Genomic DNA, 16387 nt, shown 5'->3' with positions numbered 1-16387 from the left:
CGATGAGCGACGCACGATGAGGGCGGCGCGCGTATTCGCCGGGTTGTTGTGCATCCTGGCCAGCGTCGCGGTGATCGCGCTGCTCGGCTTCGGCACGATGGACCCGGCCGCGCCGAGCGCGTCGACGCCGGCGATGGTGGCGCTGCTGCCGAGCGTGGCGCTGGGCTTGTCGGTGTTCGCGCTCGGCCTGTGGTTGCTGTTCGCGGGACGCAAGCGATGACCGCGCTGCCGCCGCCGTCGAAGAAGAAACTCGGGCTGGTGATCGACCTGGACACCTGCGTGGGCTGCCACGCCTGCGCGGTGAGCTGCAAGGAATGGAACACCGGCGGCATCGCCGCGCCGCTGACCGACGAGCGCCCTTACGGCGAAGACCCCAGCGGCGTGTGGTTCAACCGCGTGCACAGCTACGAGCTGGCGGCCGAGCCCGCCTCGACGGGTTGCGGCGGCGGTGGCGATGCCGCGGTCGCGGCGCAACCGGCGATGACCCTGCACTTCCCGCGCTCGTGCCTGCATTGCGAAGAGCCGGCCTGCGTCACCGTGTGCCCGACCGGCGCCAGCTTCAAGCGCGCCGAAGACGGCATCGTGCTGGTCGACGAGGACAAGTGCATCGGCTGCAAGCTGTGCTCGTGGGCCTGCCCCTACGGCGCGCGCGAGTACAGCCCGGTCGAGGGGGTGATGAAGAAGTGCACGCTGTGCATCGACCGCATCTACAACGAAAATCTGTCCGAAGCCGAGCGCCAGCCGGCCTGCGTGCAGGCCTGCCCGACCCGTGCGCGGCATTTCGGCGATCTCGGCGATCCCGATTCGGCGGTGTCGAAACTGGTGGCCGAGCGCGGCGGCGTCGATCTGATGCCGCAGTTGGGCTATCGGCCGACCAATAAGTACCTGCCGCCGCGGCCGCGCCGCGCCGAGGAAGCAGCCGCGCCGGCGCCGCAGGAAACGCTGGATCCGCAGGCGCTGCCGGGCGTGCTGCGCTGGCTCGACAAGGTGCTGTCGCGATGACGCGCGGGTCCGTTCGTTATCGCCGCAACACCGCTTCGCGCGTTTTCGCCTGCACCCTCCGGTTTCGCTGACGCATGCATCCCGCTTTTTCGGTCATTTTCTTCACCACCCTGTCCGGCGCCGGCTACGGCCTGATGATGTGGCTGGGCGCGTTGGCGCTGCTGCAGCACGGCGGCCTCGACGGCGCGCCGGAGTTGTCGCTGCGCGCGCTCGGCGCGGGGCTGCTGGCGTCGCTGCTGTTGGTCACCGCCGGGCTGCTGAGTTCGACCGCGCACCTGGGCAAGCCGCTGCGCTCGTGGCGGGCGTTCTCGCAATGGCGCACCTCCTGGCTGTCGCGCGAGGGCGTGATGGCCGTGCTGACCTACGCGCCGGCGCTGGCGCTGCTGGCGTGGTTGCTGGCGCTGAGCCCGGAACGCGCGTGGCCGGCGGCATGGCCGGCGCTCGCCGGCGCCGCCTTGAGCGTGTGCGCGCTGCTGACGGTGGCGTGCACGGCGATGATCTACGCCTCGCTGCCGCCCATCCCGGCCTGGCGGCATCCGCTGGTGGTGCCGGTGTACCTGGCCTTCGCCGCGCTCAGCGGCGCGGCCCTGCTCGGCGCGCTGCCGGGCGGGTCCGGCGTTGGCCGAGTCGCGGCCTGGGCGGTGGCGTTGCTGGCGCCGCTGACCGCGCTGCTGAAGTGGCGCTACTGGGCCGCGATCGACCGCCAGCCGCTGCCGGCGAGCCGCGGCGACGCGCTCGGCCTGCCGGGGCGCCAGCCGTCGGTATTCGAGCGTCCGCACACCGAAGACAACTACCTGACCCGCGAGATGGGCTACGTGCTGGCGCGCAAACATGCGGCGAAGCTGCGGCGGATCGGCGCAGGCTTGTTCGCGGGGTTGCCGCTGGCGCTGGCCGTGGCCGCGCTGGCGCTGCCGGCCGCGGGCGGGGCGCTGATGGCTGCGGCGGCGGTGTCGGTGCTGTTGGGCGCGTTGGTCGAGCGATGGCTGTTTTTTGCCCAGGCCCGGCATGTGGTGACGCTTTACTACTGAGGCGGGGCCTCGTGGCTTGCGCTGTAGTTGAGAGGGCGCGGTCGCAGCTTGCGCAGCTCCTACAGCGGCTTCGTTGTGGCGGCGCGGGGCTGGGTGAGAGGCTGAACAGTCTGAATTTTGTGACGATCTTCACATTTATTTGTGCATAGTCTCCGGACCGCCGGAATCACCGGCGGTTTTTTTTGTTCATCGATCCGGAGTCGTTGCATGCATAAGTTGTTCGCCGCCGCCGCGCTGTGCGCTGCGTTTTCGCCCCTCGCCCACGCCCAGGAGGCCGCCCGCAAGGACGGCTGGAGCGGCACCGGCGAATTGGGCCTGGCCATTTCCAAGGGCAATACCGACAGCCAGACCCTGATCGGCAAGCTCAACATCGCCAAGGAAGATGCCCAGTGGAAGCATTCGGCCGGCGCCTCGTTCCTCTACGGCAAGCAGGACGATGTGGAAAGCGCGCGCCGCTACGAAGTGTTCGGCAGCAGCGGCTATCGCCTGAGCCCGCGCAGCTACGTGCTGGGTTCGGCGCGCAACGAGCGCGACCACTTCACCGCCAACGAATACCAGTGGACCGCCGCGATCGGCTACGGCTTCGAGGCGATCAAGAACAAGGACACCCACCTGACCTTCGAAGTCGGTCCCGGCTACCGCTGGGCCAAGCTGCAGGATCTGCGCGAGCACAAGAACGAGGCTATCGCGCGCGGCTTCATCGACTTCGGCCACAAGCTCACCGACACCACCTCGGTCTACAACACCCTGCTGATCGAAGCCGGCAGCGACAACACCTACGCCCGCAACGACCTGGGCCTGCTGGTCAAGATGACCGACGCGCTGGCGCTCAAGGCCGGCGTGGAAGTGCGCCACAACACCGACGTGCTGCCGGGCACCAAGAAGACCGACACCCTGACCACGATGAACGTGGTGTACGGGTTCTGATCTAGTCCCGCCCCGCCCCGGCGCGACGCCGGGGCGGCTGGCGCGTTGCGGGGCGGGCGCCGCCCGCGACCGCCGCTGGAACTCGTCGAGACCGCGGCGCCGTCCGCGCCTCAGCGTCTCGGCGCCTCAGTGTCTCAACGTCTCGGCGTCTCGGCGTCTCGGCGTCTCGGCGTCTCGGCTTCGCCAGCGTGACCAAAACCTGTCCGGGGCGTGCCCGGTCGCAGTCCTGTAATCGGTTCCATGGCATTATCCTCAATCGTCCCACGGCCACTTTCCAGACGATGCTCGGTGCAATCGGGCTCGCCCTGCTCGGCGCGCCCCTGGTCACATTGCCGACGCCCGCCTATGGCGGCGACCCCACGCTGATCGCGATCGCGAGCGATCCGGCGCAGATGCGCCTGTACTGTTTCTCCACCCGCTGCGGCGACGAGGAATGGCGCACCGCGATGGCGCGCACCAGCCGCCTGCCAGACATCGACCCGGCCGAACTGCCGCCGCTGCGGCCCAATGTGGCCCTGCCCGGCCAGCAGCGCGTCGGCATCGGCGGCGTCAGCGCCCCGGCCAGCTCGCGCGAGAGCCGGGCGATGTACTCCAACGACTACCGCATCGGCACCCGCTACGGCGTCCAGGCCGTGCGCGACGGCCCGACCCAGATCGGCCTGAGCTTCGGCGCCGGCTACCGCCTGGCGCCGCTGTACGACGACGGCATCAACCGCACCGGCGCGGTGTTCCGCGGCGAGCTCAACCTCGGCCAGCGCATCAGCGACCGCGCCCGCTGGACCCAGCGCGTGCAGGTCGAAAGCGGCGGCGGCGACACCTTCGTCAAACAGTCGCTGCGCCTGGACGTGGACGTGTACCCGAACTGGAAGCTGGAAACCGACTTCGCCATCCGCCACGACAACAAGGGCGGCGGCGGCAGCGACAGCGCCGAGAGTTCGATCGAACTGATCCGGCGGTTCTGAGCCGCAGCGCAGGCGCGGGCTGCGATTGTGGGAGGGCCTTCAGGCCCGACGCCCTTCGCTCAGGTCGCCATTGCACCTCGGATACAAAAGCGTCGGAGCTCAAGCCCCTCCCACATGATCCTGTATCGACAGCGCGGCCACTGTGGGAGGGCCTTCAGGCCCGACGCTTTTAGCTCAGGTCGCTACTGCACCTCGGGCACAAGAGCGTCGGGGCTGAAGCCCCTCCCACATAAACCCCTCTATGGCGCTGCGATTGTGGGAGGGCCTTCAGGCCCGACGCTTTTCGCTCAGGTCGCCACTGCACCTCGGATACAAAAGCGTCGGGGCTCAAGCCCCTCCCACATAAGCTCATCTCGATGGCGCCGCGATTGTGGGGGAGGGCTTTCAGGCCCGACGCCCTTCGCTCAGGTCGCCACTGCGCCTCGGATACAAAAGCGTCGGGGCCCAAGCCCCTCCCACATAAGCTCATCTCGATGGCGCTGCGATTGTGGGAGGGCCTTCAGGCCCGACGCTCTTGGCCCAGGTCTCCACTGCACCTCGGATACAAAAGCATCGAGGCTCAAGCCCCTCTCACACGGCGCTTCAGTCGTCTTCGCCGGCACCACTCAGCAAGGACGCGGCGATGAATTCGCCCGCGCCCTGCTCCAGCAGTTTCTGCGCGACCTCGATGCCCAGGCATTGCGGCGCGTCGCCGCGGCCTTCGCCGTGCGCGCGCACGCGGCGGCCGTCGCCGGCCGAGCCGACCAGGCCGTCCAGCCGCAAGTGCTCGCCGTCGAGCCAGGCGTAGGCGGCCACCGGCACGTGGCAGCTGCCGTGCAGGCTGCGGTTCATCGCCCGCTCGGCCTCCACGCAGGTGCGGGTAGCGGCGTGGTCGAGCGCGGCGCACAGCTCGCGCGTGGCCACGTCGTCCTCGCGGCATTCCACTGCGATCGCGCCCTGCGCCGGCGCCGGCAGCCAATGCGGCGCGTCGAGGCGACGGCGGATGCGCGCATCCAGGCCCAGCCGCTGCAGGCCGGCGCAGGCCAGGACGATGGCGTCGTACTCGCCGGCGTCGAGCTTGCCCAGGCGGGTGTTGACGTTGCCGCGCAGGTCCAGCAGTTGCAGGTCCGGGCGCAGCGCGCGCAGTTGCGCCTGGCGGCGCAGCGAGGAGGTGCCCACGCACGCGCCGGGCGGCAGGTTCTCGATGCCGTCGTGGTCGTTGCTGACGAAGGCGTCGGCGTAGTCGGCGCGTTCGAGCACGGCCGGCAGGGCGAAGCCGGCATCGAGCTCCATCGGCACGTCCTTGAGCGAATGCACGGCGCAGTCGGCTTCGCCGCGCTGCATCGCCAGCTCGAGTTCCTTGAGGAACAGGCCCTTGCCGCCGATCGCGGCGAGCGAGCGGTCCAGCACCTCGTCGCCGCGGGTGCTCATCGGCACCAGGGTCACCGTCAGTCCGGGGTGCGCGGCGCGCAGGCGGTCGGCGACGTGCTCGCTCTGCCACAGGGCGAGCGGGCTTTTGCGGGTAGCGATGCGCAGGGTCTTCATGCGGGCATTATCGCCGCAGCGGCGGGTTGGGGCCAAAGGGGCGGTGTGTGGGGATAACGGCTGCGGGTCGGGGTGGGTTTCGGCGTGGCTGGGAGAGAGGGCTAGCGAGGGTCGGGCGATCGGTTCGACGTAGCTGGACTAAAGCCGGACGCCCCGGGCCCGCGAGGCGATCTCCTTGCGTAGCTTTGATCGCGACTGCGGCCGCCTGCGTCGCTCTCCCGACCGTCATCCCCGCGAAAGCGGGGATCCAGGGCTTTATCCAGACATGACTCTGAAGACTCTGGATTCCCGCTTTCGCGGGAATGACGAGGTGGGAGATGACGCTGAAGGCTCTGGACTCCCGCTTTCGCGGGAGTGACGGGGTGAGAGATGACGCTGAAGGCTCTGGATATTCGGCTCCGCCGAAAAAAAGCGGAGCCCGCTTTCGCGGGAATGACGGGGTGAGAGATGACGCTGAAGGCCCTGGATGTTCGGCTCCGCCGAAAAAAACGCAGCCCGCTTTCGCGGGAATGACGAGGTGAGCGACGGCGCTGAAGACTCCACTCACCCGCACCGCCGTAACGCCAGCCCCTGTAGGAGCTGCGCGAGCTGCGACCGCGACTTCTCAGCTGCGACGCAAGCGCGGTGTCGCGGTCGCAGCTTGCGCAGCTCCTACAGGCAGTTCCCGCGGAAATGCCGCGATCTGCCGAATCCCGAACCGTCGAACCCCGAACCGCTCAAAGATGCTTGAGCGTCTCGCGCAGCGAAGCCACGCAGCGCCGGCTCACTTCCAGCGGCTGCTTGCCGTGGCGCAGGATCGCCTGCACATGGCCCTCGGCGTTGCGCTTGAGTTCGACGATCTCGTGCCGCGCCACCAGGCAATTGCGATGGATGCGCACGAAGCGTTCGCCGAATTCGTCCTCCAGCGACTTCAGCGATTCCTCGATCAGGTCTTCGCCGCGGGCGTGGTGCACGATGACGTATTTCTCTTCGGCGTGCAGATAATGCACGTCCTCGATCGGGATCAGCCGCAGACTGCCGCGCAGGCGCGCGCACAGGTGGCTGCGCACCTGGCCCGGCGCGGTCTCGCCGTCGCCGGCGCGCTCGCGCCCGGCGGCGAAGGTGCGCACGCGCTCGAGCGCGGCGTCCAGGCGCTCGGCGCGCACCGGTTTGACCAGGTAATCGATGGCCTCGGCGTCGAACGCCGACAGCGCGTGGGCGTCGTAGGCGGTGCAGAACACCACCGCCGGGCGCGGCTCGAACGCGGCCAGGTGGCGCGCCGCCTCCAGCCCGTCGATGCCGGGCATGGCGATGTCGAGCAGGACCAGGTCCGGCCGGTGCTCGGCGCAGGCGTGCAGGGCGTGCTGGCCGTCGGCGGCCTCGGCCACCACCTCCACGTCCGGGCGTTGCGCCAGCAGGCCGCGCAGGCGTTCGCGCGCCAACGGTTCGTCGTCAGCGATCACCACTCTCATGGCCAGCCTCGCACCCTTCATCGGCTCTGCGCCTCCACCCCGGTCGGCACGTGCAGTTCGCACAGATAGTAGCCCCCGTCCCATCCTGCGGTCATCCGCGCCGTGGGTCCATAGGCATAGCGCAGGCGCTGGCCGATGCTGTGCTGGGCGTGGCGGGCGCCGGCGCGGCCCTCGGCCGGGGTCGGGGCGGGGTTGCGGATGCGCAGCAGCAGGTGGTCGCTGAGCTGGGTCAGCTCGATTTCGACCTCGCCGCCGCCGGGCAGGCGCGAGATCCCGTGCAGGACCGCGTTCTCCACCAGCGGCTGCAGCACCAGCCGCGGCAGCGGCATTTTCCACGGCAGCGGCTCGCGCTTGCGCCAGACCACGCGCAGGCGCTCGCCCAGGCGCAGTTGCTCGATCGCCAGGTAGCGCTCGGCCAGCTCCACCTCCTCGGCCAGGCTGGAATCGCTCTTGGACGCGCCCAGCGCGGCGCGGAACAGGTCCGACAGGTCCAGCACCGCGCGCTCGGCCACGACCGGGTCGCTGCGCACCAGCCCGGCGATGGTGTTCATGCTGTTGAAGAGGAAATGCGGCTTGATCCGCGCCTGCAGGGCCTCGACCTCGGCGCGGGCGTTGGCCCGCACCTGCGCTTTCCAGCTGTCGTTGACGTACAGATAGCGCAGCACCACGCTGACCGCGAGGATCGCGATGGCGGCGGTGCCGCCGACGAAGCGGCCGAAGCCGGTGCCGGCCGGGATCAGGCCCAGGCCGGTGATCGAGTCGATCGAATGGGTCACCGCGGCGACCGCGGCGGCGATCGCCGCGGCGGTGGCGGTGGCGATGAAGCCGCCGACCCCGGGCGGCAGCCGCGACAGCTGCCGGCGCGAGACGCACAGCAGCACCGAGATCGCCAGCGCCAGCCACAGGGCGAAGGCGCTGGAGGAGACGAAGCGGCTCAGGTTCCACGCGCTGCCGTCCGGCGCCAGCGCCAGCACGATCACGATCAGCTCGGCCATGCTCAGCATGACCACCAGCCGCGGCAGCCGGCACAGGTCCGGCAGCCAGGGCTCGGGCTCGCTCGCGGGAGTGCCGGTGCGCGGGTCGGCCATGGGCGCCTGCGGTCAGGCCTGGGCGAAACGCCGGCCGAGCCAGTCGGCCACGGCCTCGATTTCCTCGCCGCAGGCCTGGTGCGCCATCGGATAGGTGTGCCACTCGACCTCGAAGCCCAGGCTGCGCAGGCCCGCGGCGGCCAGCTGGCCGCCCTGGAACGGCACCACCGGGTCGTGGCTGCCGTGGGCCATGAACACCGGCTGCGCGCTGGCCTGCGGCGCGGCCTCGCGGATCAGGCGCTCGCCCAGCGGCAGATAGGTCGACAGCGCGATCAGCCCGGCCAGCGGCTCGCGCCGGCGCAGGCCGGCGGCCAGGGTGATCGCGCCGCCCTGCGAGAAGCCGGCCAAAACCACCCGCGAAGCCGGCACGCCGCGCTCGGCCTCGCGCGCGATCAGCGCCTCGACCTGGGCCACCGACTGCTCCACGCCTTCGGCGTCGGCGCGGTTGGCCAGGTCCTGGAAGTCGCGGATGTCGTACCAGGCGGGCATGCGCACGCCGTTGTTGATCGTCACCGGCCGCACCGGCGCGTGCGGGAACACGAAGCGCACGGACGGCCAGCCCTGGCGCAGCAACTCGGGCACCACCGGCGCCCAGCCTTCGCCGCTGTCGCCCAGCCCGTGCAGCCACAGCACGGTCCAGGCCGGCTGCGGGCCGGTTTCGAGTTCGACGGTTTGCAACAGGGCGGGGGCGGCGGTAGTCATCGCGGCATTGTGGCCGCTCGCGCCGACCGCGCCAACCGCGCGGCCGCCGCGGCCGCGCTCAACCCCTGCGCTCAGCGCTTGGGTTGCTTGAAGTTCAAGGTGCGCCGGGCCGGGTGGCTTTCGCCGCTGGGCTCGAAGCGCAGCCGCGCCACCGCGGCCAGCGCGGCCTGTTCGAACACCCCGGCCGGCTCGGCCGAGACCACCCGCGCCGCGCTGGTGCTGCCGTCGGGCTGGATGGTGAAGGCGACCTCGACGCTGCCTTCGAGCTTGCGGTTGAGCGCGCTCAGCGGGTAGCGCGGGCTGGCGTCGGCGACCAGCCGCGGCATCGCCTTGGCCGGCGCCGCGGTGCGCGCGGCGGGCGCCGGCGCGGCCGCGGCGACCGGCGCCGGGATCGGTGCGGCCGGGGTGGTCGCGCGCGCGGCGGCTTCGTCGGCCGCGGCGGCGCTGGCGTTGGCCTGGGCCTTGAGCGCGGCGTTGGCCGCGGCGGCGCGCTGCGCGGCCTGGGCGCTGGCCTGGCTCTGGGCCCGGCTGGCGGCGTCGGTGCGTTCGGCCAGCTGGCGTTCGGCGTCCTCGCGGCTGCGCTTGTCGTGCGCGGCCTGGGCCGTGCGCAGGCCCTCGCGCAGGCGCGGCAGCGCCGGCGCCTGCGGGTCCATGCGCGCCAGCAGGCCGGTCAGGCGCTGGGATTCGGCCAGGTCGGCGTCGGCCAGGGCCTGTTCGCCGGCGATGACCACGTAGGGCTGCAATTCGGTCAGCGCAGCGGCGACGTCGGCGTGGCCGGGATCCTTGTCGCGCAGCGCCAGGTAGTAATCGACCGCGCTGTCGCCGGCCGGAGTGTGGATGCGCTGTTCGCGCAGGGCCCGCGCGGCGCGTTCGCGCAGGCCGCCGGCATCGAGTTCGTCCAGGGCCGGCGGCAGCGGCGCGGCGGTTTCGGCAGCGGGCGCGGCCGGCGCCGGCGCCGGTGCCGCGGCTTCGGCCGGCGGTTTGCCGGAGCCGCAACCGCTCGCCAACAGGCTCAATCCCAGCGCTGCGCCCAATGCGGCGAGCGGCCAACCCGACGCGCCGCGGCGCGCACCCGAGCCCTGGCCGGCGGCGGCGATGCGCCCCGGCTCGATCACAAACGTCACTGCCAACCCCCTGTACAACCGAACTGCGAAATGCGCGCGCAGCTTAGGCCGGGGATGTGACGCGGTTGCGGCATCGCCCGACCTGTCCGGCCGGGTGCGTGCACGCCGGCTGCGCCTTCGGGCGTCCTGCCGCGCGGCGCGGATTATGGCGACGGCGCGGCGGCGATGCGATGCGCAATCGGTCCACTGGCGGCCGCAGCGCGCGGCCGCAGCGAACCGCGCGACCGAATGTCGCGGCGCGCGCCACGCGACGCCGCCACACCGCTGCCATGCGGCCATACGCAGAAAACGCGCCTCCAGACTGAACGGAATATGCGCCGTTGAAATTGTATTGCGCGCATGCCGGCTCCTATGATCGCGCCATGCCCGACTCGTCCGCCCTCACGAATGTGTTGCGCCACCTCGTCTTCGGGGTGCTCATCGCCGTGATGCTGGTCAAGCCGGTGCTGGCCTTCGCCGGCGAGATCGGCGAACTCGACGACCTGGTGCCGAACGCCGCGCTGACCTTCGACGCCGCCCACGCCGGCGGCCTGCCCGACCCGGACGGCTGCGGCGATCTGCAACGCCACGTCTCCCATTGCTGCGCCGTGCAGGCCGCTTTGCTGCCGCGCATCGAGCTGGGGCTGCTCGCCCCCTCCCCCGCGAGCCCGCTCCCGGCGCGCGCCACGGCCTTCGTCGCGGCCGATCCCGCGCAACCGCTGCGGCCACCGATCCGCGCCTGAGTCGCCGCCGGCCCTCGCCGGCGCTGGACACGACGTCCCTAGCCTCGAACCGACCACCGCGTCGAGCTAGCAAGCCGCGCCCTGCGTGCCCCACGCATCGGCGTCGATAGCGATTCAGGAGACAACCCATGCGTTTGCGTCCGACGGCCCTGGCCGTCCTGACGGCTGCGCTGTGCTTTTCCGCACAGGCGCGGCCGCCCGTTGCTGCCCCCTCGCCCGCTGCAGCGCCGCCCGGCGCGCAGGCTGGCACCCACGCCGAAGCCGGCGCCGCTGTGCGCGGCGGCTCGGTGTTCACCCTCGACGACGCCTTCGGCCGGATCCAGGACAGCCACCCGGACCTGCGCCTGTTCGGCAACCAGCGCAGCGTGCTGGAAGCCGAGCGCGACATCGCCGCGCAAAAACCCGCGTACGTGGCCGGCGTGTCGTTCGACAACGCGCTGGGCACCGGTGCGCTCAGCGGGGTCAAGGCGGCCGAACTCACCCTGACCCTGGCCTCGGTGTTCGAACGCGGCGGCAAGCTCGATGCGCGCCGCACCTTCGCCCAGAGCAACATCGACGCGCTGGCGGTGGACCGCGAAGGCCGCCGCCTCGACCTGCTCGCCGAAACCGCGCGCCGCTATCTGGCCGTGGTCGCCGAACAGCGCCGGATCGACCTGGCCGAGTTCGACATCGCCCAGCGCAAGCGCGCCGTCGCCGCCGCGCGCGTGCGCCTGGAGGCCGGCGCCTCGCCCGAGTCGGGCCTGCTGACCGCGCAGGCGCAGCTGGCCCGCGCCGAGCTCGACCGCAGCCGCGCCCAGCGCGCGCTGCTGGCCGCGCGCCAGTTCCTCGCCGCGCTGTGGGGCGAGCGCGATCCGGGCTTCGCGACCGTTGCCGGCGATCCGTTCGCGCTGCCGCAGATCCAGGAAGCGACCGCGCTGGCGAGCCTGCTGGAGCGCAATCCGGAACTCGCCCGCTTCGTCGACCAGCGCCGCATCGCCGAGGCGCGCGTGCGCCTGGCCCAGACCCAGTCCAAGGCCGACGTCGACTGGCAAGTCGGCCTGCGCCGGCAGCAGGAGAACGGCGACTTCGGCTTCATCGCCAGCGTGTCGATGCCGCTGGGTGCGGCCGCGCGCGCCGAGCCCGGCATCCGCGGCGCACAAGCGCAGGTGGCGATGCTGGAAACCGAACGCGAAGCCAAGGGCCTGGCGCTTTACTCCACGCTGGTGGAAGCGCAGGGCCGCTACGTGGTGGGCGCGCTGGAAACCCAGCGCCTGAAGCAGGACGTGCTGCCGCGCCTGGAGCGCGCCGAAAAAGCCGCCGAGTACGCCTACCGCGCCGGCGCGATCAGTTATCTGGAACTGGCCCTGTTGCAGGCCGAAAGCGTCGCGGTGCGACGCCAACGCCTGGACGCCGCGCTGGATGCGCAACTGGCGCTGATCGAAATCCAGCGCCTCACCGGCGAGCCCTTCCTCGCCGCCAACACCGCCCCCGCAGGAGCCACGCCATGAAGCCCGAACTGTTGATCGCCGCGGGCCTGCTGGCCCTGACCCTGAGCGCCTGCGGCGGCGCGGAAAAAAATTCCGCCGCGCCGGCCGCCGCCGCGCAGGGCAAGGACGACCACGCCGACGAAGGCCATGCCGACGAAGGCCAGTCCGGCCACGCGCACAAGGAAGCCGCGGGCGAAGCCGGGCACGGCGAAAAAGAAGGCGAAGAAAAGCCCGAAGCGACCACGATCCCGAACGAGATCGCGCGCCGCTCCGGCATCGTCGCCGCCGCGGCCGGCCCCGGCACCGTCGCCGACGAACACGACGTGCAAGGCCTGATCACCCCGCTGGAAGGCCGCGTGGCGCGCATCACCGCGCGCTATCCGGGCCCGGTGCGCTCGCTGCGCGCCAACATCGGCGACCCGGTCAAGGCCGGGCAGACGCTGGCCACCATCGACAGCAACCTCAGCCTGACCACCTACAGCATCGCCGCGCCGATTTCCGGCGTGGTGCTGGCGCGCAACGCCTCGGTCGGCGAAGTCGCGGTGGAAGGCACCGCGCTGTTCGAAATCGCCGACCTGTCGACGCTGTGGGTCGACCTGCACGTGTTCGGCGCCGATGCCTCGCATCTGCGCCCGGGCCTGCCGGTGACGGTGATGCGCATGGGCGACGAGAAAGGCGTGGACACGGTGATCGACCGGATCCTGCCGGGCACCGCCACCGCCAGCCAGAGCACGGTCGCGCGCGCCTCGATCAAGAACCCCGACGGCCTGTGGCGCCCCGGCTCGGCCGTGCACGCGCGGGTGACGGTGGAACAGCAGCCTGTGGCGTTGGCGGTGCCGCTGACCGCGTTGCAGCGCATGGACGACGGCGATGTCGTGTTCGTGCGCGACGGCGAGCGCTACAGCGCGCGCCCGGTCAAGCTCGGCCGCCGCGACGCGCGCCGCGCCGAAGTGCTGTCCGGGCTCAAGGCCGGCGAGCAGGTGGTGGTGGAGCAGAGCTTCCTGATCAAGGCCGACATCGAAAAATCGGGGGCCTCGCATGAGCACTGAGCCGCTGCCTCCCAACGGCACCGAGGGCAAGGCCGGCGCGCTGGAACGCATCATCGGCTTCGCCATCCGCCACCGCTGGCTGATGCTGGCGCTGACCCTGGCGCTGATCGGCCTGGGCGTGTGGAGCTTCACCAAGCTGCCGATCGACGCCACCCCCGACATCACCAACGTGCAGGTGCAGATCAACACCCAGGCGCCGGGCTATTCGCCGCTGGAGGCCGAACAGCGCGTCACCTTTCCGATCGAGACCGCACTGGCCGGCTTGCCCAAGCTCGATTACACGCGCTCGCTTTCGCGTTACGGGCTTTCGCAAGTCACCGTGGTGTTCAAGGACGGCACCGACCTGTACTTCGCCCGGCAACAAGTCGCCGAGCGCCTGCAGCAGCTCAAGTCGCAGATCCCCGACGGGCTGGAACCGCAGCTCGGGCCGATCGCCACCGGCCTGGGCGAGATCTTCATGTACACCGTCGACGCCGATCCCAAGGCGCGCAAACCCGACGGCAGCGCCTACACCGCCACCGACCTTCGCACCCTGCAGGACTGGGTGATCCGCCCGCAGTTGCGCAACACCCCCGGCGTCACCGAGGTCAACACCACCGGCGGCTTCGCCCGGCAGATCCACATCACCCCGGATCCGGCGCGGCTGATGGCGTTGAACCTGAGCCAGCGCGACATCGTCAATGCGCTGGCGGCCAACAACCAGAACGTCGGCGCCGGCTACATCGAACGCAACGGCGAGCAGTTCCTGGTGCGCGTGCCGGGGCAGATCGGCAACATCGAGCAGATCGGCGGAATCGTGCTCGACCGCCGCGACGGCGTGCCGATCCGCATCCGCGACGTCGCCAGCGTCGGCGAAGGCCCGGAACTGCGCAGCGGCGCGGCCACCCAGAACGGCCACGAAGTCGTGCTCGGCACGGTGTTCATGCTGGTCGGCGCCAACAGCCGCGACGTGTCGCTGGCCTCGGCGGAAAAGCTCAAGGTCGCCAACGCCAGCCTGCCCAAGGGCGTGACCGCCAGCCCCGTGTACGACCGCACCTCGCTGGTCGACCGCACCATCGCCACCGTGTCGAAGAACCTGATCGAAGGCGCGCTGCTGGTGGTGGTGGTGCTGTTCCTGCTGCTCGGCAACTTCCGCGCCGCGCTGATCACCGCGCTGGTGATTCCGCTGGCGATGCTGTTCACCATCACCGGCATGGTCCGCGGCGGAGTCTCGGGCAATCTGATGAGCCTGGGCGCGCTCGACTTCGGCCTGATCGTAGACGGCGCGGTGATCATCATCGAGAACTGCCTGCGCCGCTTCGGCGAAGCGCAGCATTCGCTGGGCCGCGAGATGACCCGCGAGGAGCGCTACGACCTCACCGCCAAGGCCACCGCCGAAGTGATCCGTCCCAGCCTGTTCGGCCTGGGCATCATCACCGCGGTGTACCTGCCGATCTTCGCGCTCAGCGGCATCGAAGGAAAAATGTTCCACCCGATGGCGATCACCGTGGTGCTGGCGCTGACCGGCGCGATGCTGCTGTCGCTGACCTTCGTGCCCGCGGCGGTGGCGATCTTCCTCGGCGGCAAGGTCGACGAGAAAGAGAACAAGGCCATGGCCTGGCTCAAGCGCCGCTACGAGCCGGCGCTGGCCTGGGCGATGCGCAGCCGCGCGATCGTGGTCGGCGGCACCGCCGCGCTGGTGATCGTCAGCGGCTTCATCGCCACGCGCATGGGCACCGAGTTCGTCCCCAGCCTCGACGAGGGCGACGTCGCGGTGCAGGCCATGCGCATCCCCGGCACCAGCCTGACCCAGTCGGTGACGATGCAGAAGAACCTCGAGCAGGCGCTGCGGGTGATGCCCGAAGTCGAGCGGGTGTTCAGCCGCGTCGGCACCTCGGAAGTGGCCAGCGACCCGATGCCGCCATCGATCGGCGACGCCTACGTGATCCTCAAGCCGCGCGATCAATGGCCGAATCCGAAGAAGACCAAGGACGCGGTGATGGAGGAGATCGAAGCCATCGCCCGCACCCTGCCCGGCAACAACTTCGAGTTCACCCAGCCGATCCAGATGCGCACCAACGAGCTGATCTCGGGCGTGCGCGCCGACGTCGCGGTCAAGGTCTACGGCGACGACCTGCAGCAGTTGCTCAAGGTCGCGCAGCAGATCGAGGCGGTGGCGCGGCAGGTGCCGGGCGCGGCGGACGTGAAGACCGAACAGGTCACCGGCCTGCCGATGCTGAGCATCGAGCCGAACCATCGCGCTTTGGCGGTGTACGGGCTCAACCCGGCGGCGGTGCAGGAGACCGTGGCCACCGCGGTCGGCGGCGAAGTCGCGGGCCAGTTCTTCGAAGGCGACCGCCGCTTCGACCTGGTGGTGCGCCTGCCGGAGCACCTGCGCCAGGATCCGGCCGCGCTGGCCGACCTGCCGATCCCGCTGCCGGCCAGCACCGGCGATCGCGACGAGTCCAGCCGCGACGCCACCTGGCTCGCCGGCGCGCCGCGCACGGTGCCGCTGCGCGAGGTCGCGGCGATCAAGTCGGTGCTCGGCCCGAACCAGATCAACCGCGAGAACGGCAAGCGCCGCATCGTGGTGACCGCGAACGTGCGCGATCGCGATCTGGGCGGGTTCGTGACCGATCTGCGCTCGCGCATCGACGCGCAGGTGAAGCTGCCGGAAGGCTACTGGATCGGCTACGGCGGCACCTTCGAGCAGTTGATCTCGGCCAGCCAGCGCCTGGCGGTGGTGGTGCCGGTGACTTTGGTGCTGATCTTCGCCCTGTTGTTCATGGCCTTCGGCTCGGCCAAGGACGCCGCGATCGTGTTCAGCGGCGTGCCGCTGGCGCTTACCGGCGGCGTGATCGCGCTGTGGCTGCGCGGGATACCGCTGTCGATCTCCGCCGGCGTGGGCTTCATCGCGCTGTCGGGCGTGGCGGTGCTCAACGGCCTGGTGATGATCGCCTTCATCCGCAAGCTGCGCGAACAGGGCGATCCGCTCGACAACGCCATCGTCGACGGCGCGCTCGGACGCCTGCGGCCGGTGCTGATGACCGCGCTGGTGGCCTCGCTGGGCTTCATCCCGATGGCCTTCAACGTCGGCGCCGGCTCGGAAGTGCAGCGGCCGCTGGCGACCGTGGTGATCGGCGGCATCGTCTCCTCGACCCTGCTGACCTTGCTGGTGCTGCCGGTGCTGTACCGCTGGCTGCACCGCAACGAAGAGCGCGGCGACAGCGATACGCCGGCGCCTGCGGCGTTGCCGCCGGGCGAACCCGCGCCGGCGCACTGACGCCGGCCACGCGCGGGCCGTCGCGAGACGGCCCGCGTCCATGCCGCCGCGCTCACGCTCGGCGCGCTTGAATGGGCCGT

General features: G+C 70.8%; 16 protein-coding genes. 10 read left to right on the top strand and 6 right to left on the bottom strand.

The window, feature by feature from the left end; genetic code table 11:
- Positions 1 to 16: 16 nt before the first annotated feature.
- The 6 genes from BLU84_RS26020 to BLU84_RS28995 all read left to right on the top strand — a co-directional run bounded on the left by BLU84_RS26020 (position 17) and on the right by BLU84_RS28995 (position 4136).
- Positions 17 to 220: a hypothetical protein gene (locus BLU84_RS26020; protein WP_096376641.1), complete on the top strand. Its 204-nt coding sequence runs from the start codon at positions 17 to 19 to the stop codon at positions 218 to 220.
- Entirely contained in the window at positions 217 to 1002 is a 786-nt protein-coding gene (locus BLU84_RS00925; protein WP_074861713.1) for a 4Fe-4S dicluster domain-containing protein, read from the top strand. The genes BLU84_RS26020 and BLU84_RS00925 overlap by 4 nt, the downstream gene beginning before the upstream one ends.
- Positions 1003 to 1076: 74 nt before the next feature.
- Entirely contained in the window at positions 1077 to 2030 is a 954-nt protein-coding gene (locus BLU84_RS00920) for a dimethyl sulfoxide reductase anchor subunit family protein (RefSeq protein WP_074861712.1), read from the top strand.
- Between the two features lie 207 nt (positions 2031 to 2237).
- A complete protein-coding gene (locus tag BLU84_RS00915) occupies positions 2238 to 2957 on the top strand; it encodes a DUF481 domain-containing protein (RefSeq protein WP_074861711.1) in 720 nt (239 codons plus the stop codon).
- Positions 2958 to 3238: 281 nt separating this feature from the next.
- The gene (locus BLU84_RS00910; protein WP_074861710.1) at positions 3239 to 3919 is read left to right on the top strand and encodes a DUF481 domain-containing protein; all 681 of its coding nucleotides are present in this window, start codon (positions 3239 to 3241) and stop codon (positions 3917 to 3919) included.
- A 142-nt stretch (positions 3920 to 4061) separates the two neighbouring features.
- Positions 4062 to 4136 carry a DUF6053 domain-containing protein gene (locus tag BLU84_RS28995; RefSeq protein ID WP_484502529.1) on the top strand — a complete coding sequence of 25 codons (75 nt, stop codon included), beginning with the start codon at positions 4062 to 4064 and terminating at the stop codon, positions 4134 to 4136.
- A gap of 248 nt (positions 4137 to 4384) precedes the next feature.
- Here the strand turns inward: BLU84_RS28995 and BLU84_RS28080 are convergent, their stop codons facing one another.
- The 6 genes from BLU84_RS28080 to BLU84_RS00885 form a co-directional block, all read right to left on the bottom strand.
- Positions 4385 to 4462: a DUF6053 domain-containing protein gene (locus BLU84_RS28080; protein WP_484502528.1), complete on the bottom strand. Its 78-nt coding sequence runs from the start codon at positions 4460 to 4462 to the stop codon at positions 4385 to 4387.
- Positions 4463 to 4501: 39 nt separating this feature from the next.
- Positions 4502 to 5443 (bottom strand): hydroxymethylbilane synthase, encoded by a 942-nt coding sequence (gene hemC, locus BLU84_RS00905; RefSeq protein WP_074861709.1) that lies wholly within the window; start codon positions 5441 to 5443, stop codon positions 4502 to 4504.
- Positions 5444 to 6159: 716 nt separating this feature from the next.
- On the bottom strand, positions 6160 to 6894 hold the full coding sequence (locus tag BLU84_RS00900) for a LytR/AlgR family response regulator transcription factor (protein WP_074861708.1): 735 nt from the start codon (positions 6892 to 6894) through the stop codon (positions 6160 to 6162).
- A gap of 17 nt (positions 6895 to 6911) precedes the next feature.
- On the bottom strand, positions 6912 to 7982 hold the full coding sequence (locus tag BLU84_RS00895) for a sensor histidine kinase (protein ID WP_074861707.1): 1071 nt from the start codon (positions 7980 to 7982) through the stop codon (positions 6912 to 6914).
- A 12-nt stretch (positions 7983 to 7994) separates the two neighbouring features.
- Positions 7995 to 8684: an alpha/beta hydrolase gene (locus tag BLU84_RS00890; protein ID WP_074861706.1), complete on the bottom strand. Its 690-nt coding sequence runs from the start codon at positions 8682 to 8684 to the stop codon at positions 7995 to 7997.
- Between the two features lie 71 nt (positions 8685 to 8755).
- The gene (locus BLU84_RS00885; RefSeq protein WP_139174515.1) at positions 8756 to 9808 is read right to left on the bottom strand and encodes a TonB family protein; all 1053 of its coding nucleotides are present in this window, start codon (positions 9806 to 9808) and stop codon (positions 8756 to 8758) included.
- A 362-nt stretch (positions 9809 to 10170) separates the two neighbouring features.
- Between BLU84_RS00885 and BLU84_RS00880 the strand changes: the two genes are divergently transcribed.
- From BLU84_RS00880 to BLU84_RS00865, 4 genes are all read left to right on the top strand, one after another.
- Entirely contained in the window at positions 10171 to 10530 is a 360-nt protein-coding gene (locus BLU84_RS00880; RefSeq protein ID WP_074861705.1) for a hypothetical protein, read from the top strand.
- A gap of 128 nt (positions 10531 to 10658) precedes the next feature.
- Entirely contained in the window at positions 10659 to 12017 is a 1359-nt protein-coding gene (locus BLU84_RS00875; RefSeq protein ID WP_083382221.1) for a TolC family protein, read from the top strand.
- Positions 12014 to 13045: an efflux RND transporter periplasmic adaptor subunit gene (locus BLU84_RS00870; RefSeq protein ID WP_074861704.1), complete on the top strand. Its 1032-nt coding sequence runs from the start codon at positions 12014 to 12016 to the stop codon at positions 13043 to 13045. Before BLU84_RS00875 ends, BLU84_RS00870 begins: the two co-directional genes overlap by 4 nt.
- The gene (locus BLU84_RS00865; protein WP_074861703.1) at positions 13035 to 16307 is read left to right on the top strand and encodes an efflux RND transporter permease subunit; all 3273 of its coding nucleotides are present in this window, start codon (positions 13035 to 13037) and stop codon (positions 16305 to 16307) included. The genes BLU84_RS00870 and BLU84_RS00865 overlap by 11 nt, the downstream gene beginning before the upstream one ends.
- Positions 16308 to 16387 lie beyond the last annotated feature (80 nt).

Origin of the sequence: Lysobacter enzymogenes (genome assembly GCF_900106525.1) — a bacterium.
Taxonomy (GTDB): Bacteria; Pseudomonadota; Gammaproteobacteria; order Xanthomonadales; family Xanthomonadaceae; genus Lysobacter; species Lysobacter enzymogenes.
This window is presented reverse-complemented; position numbering and strand designations above follow the sequence as displayed.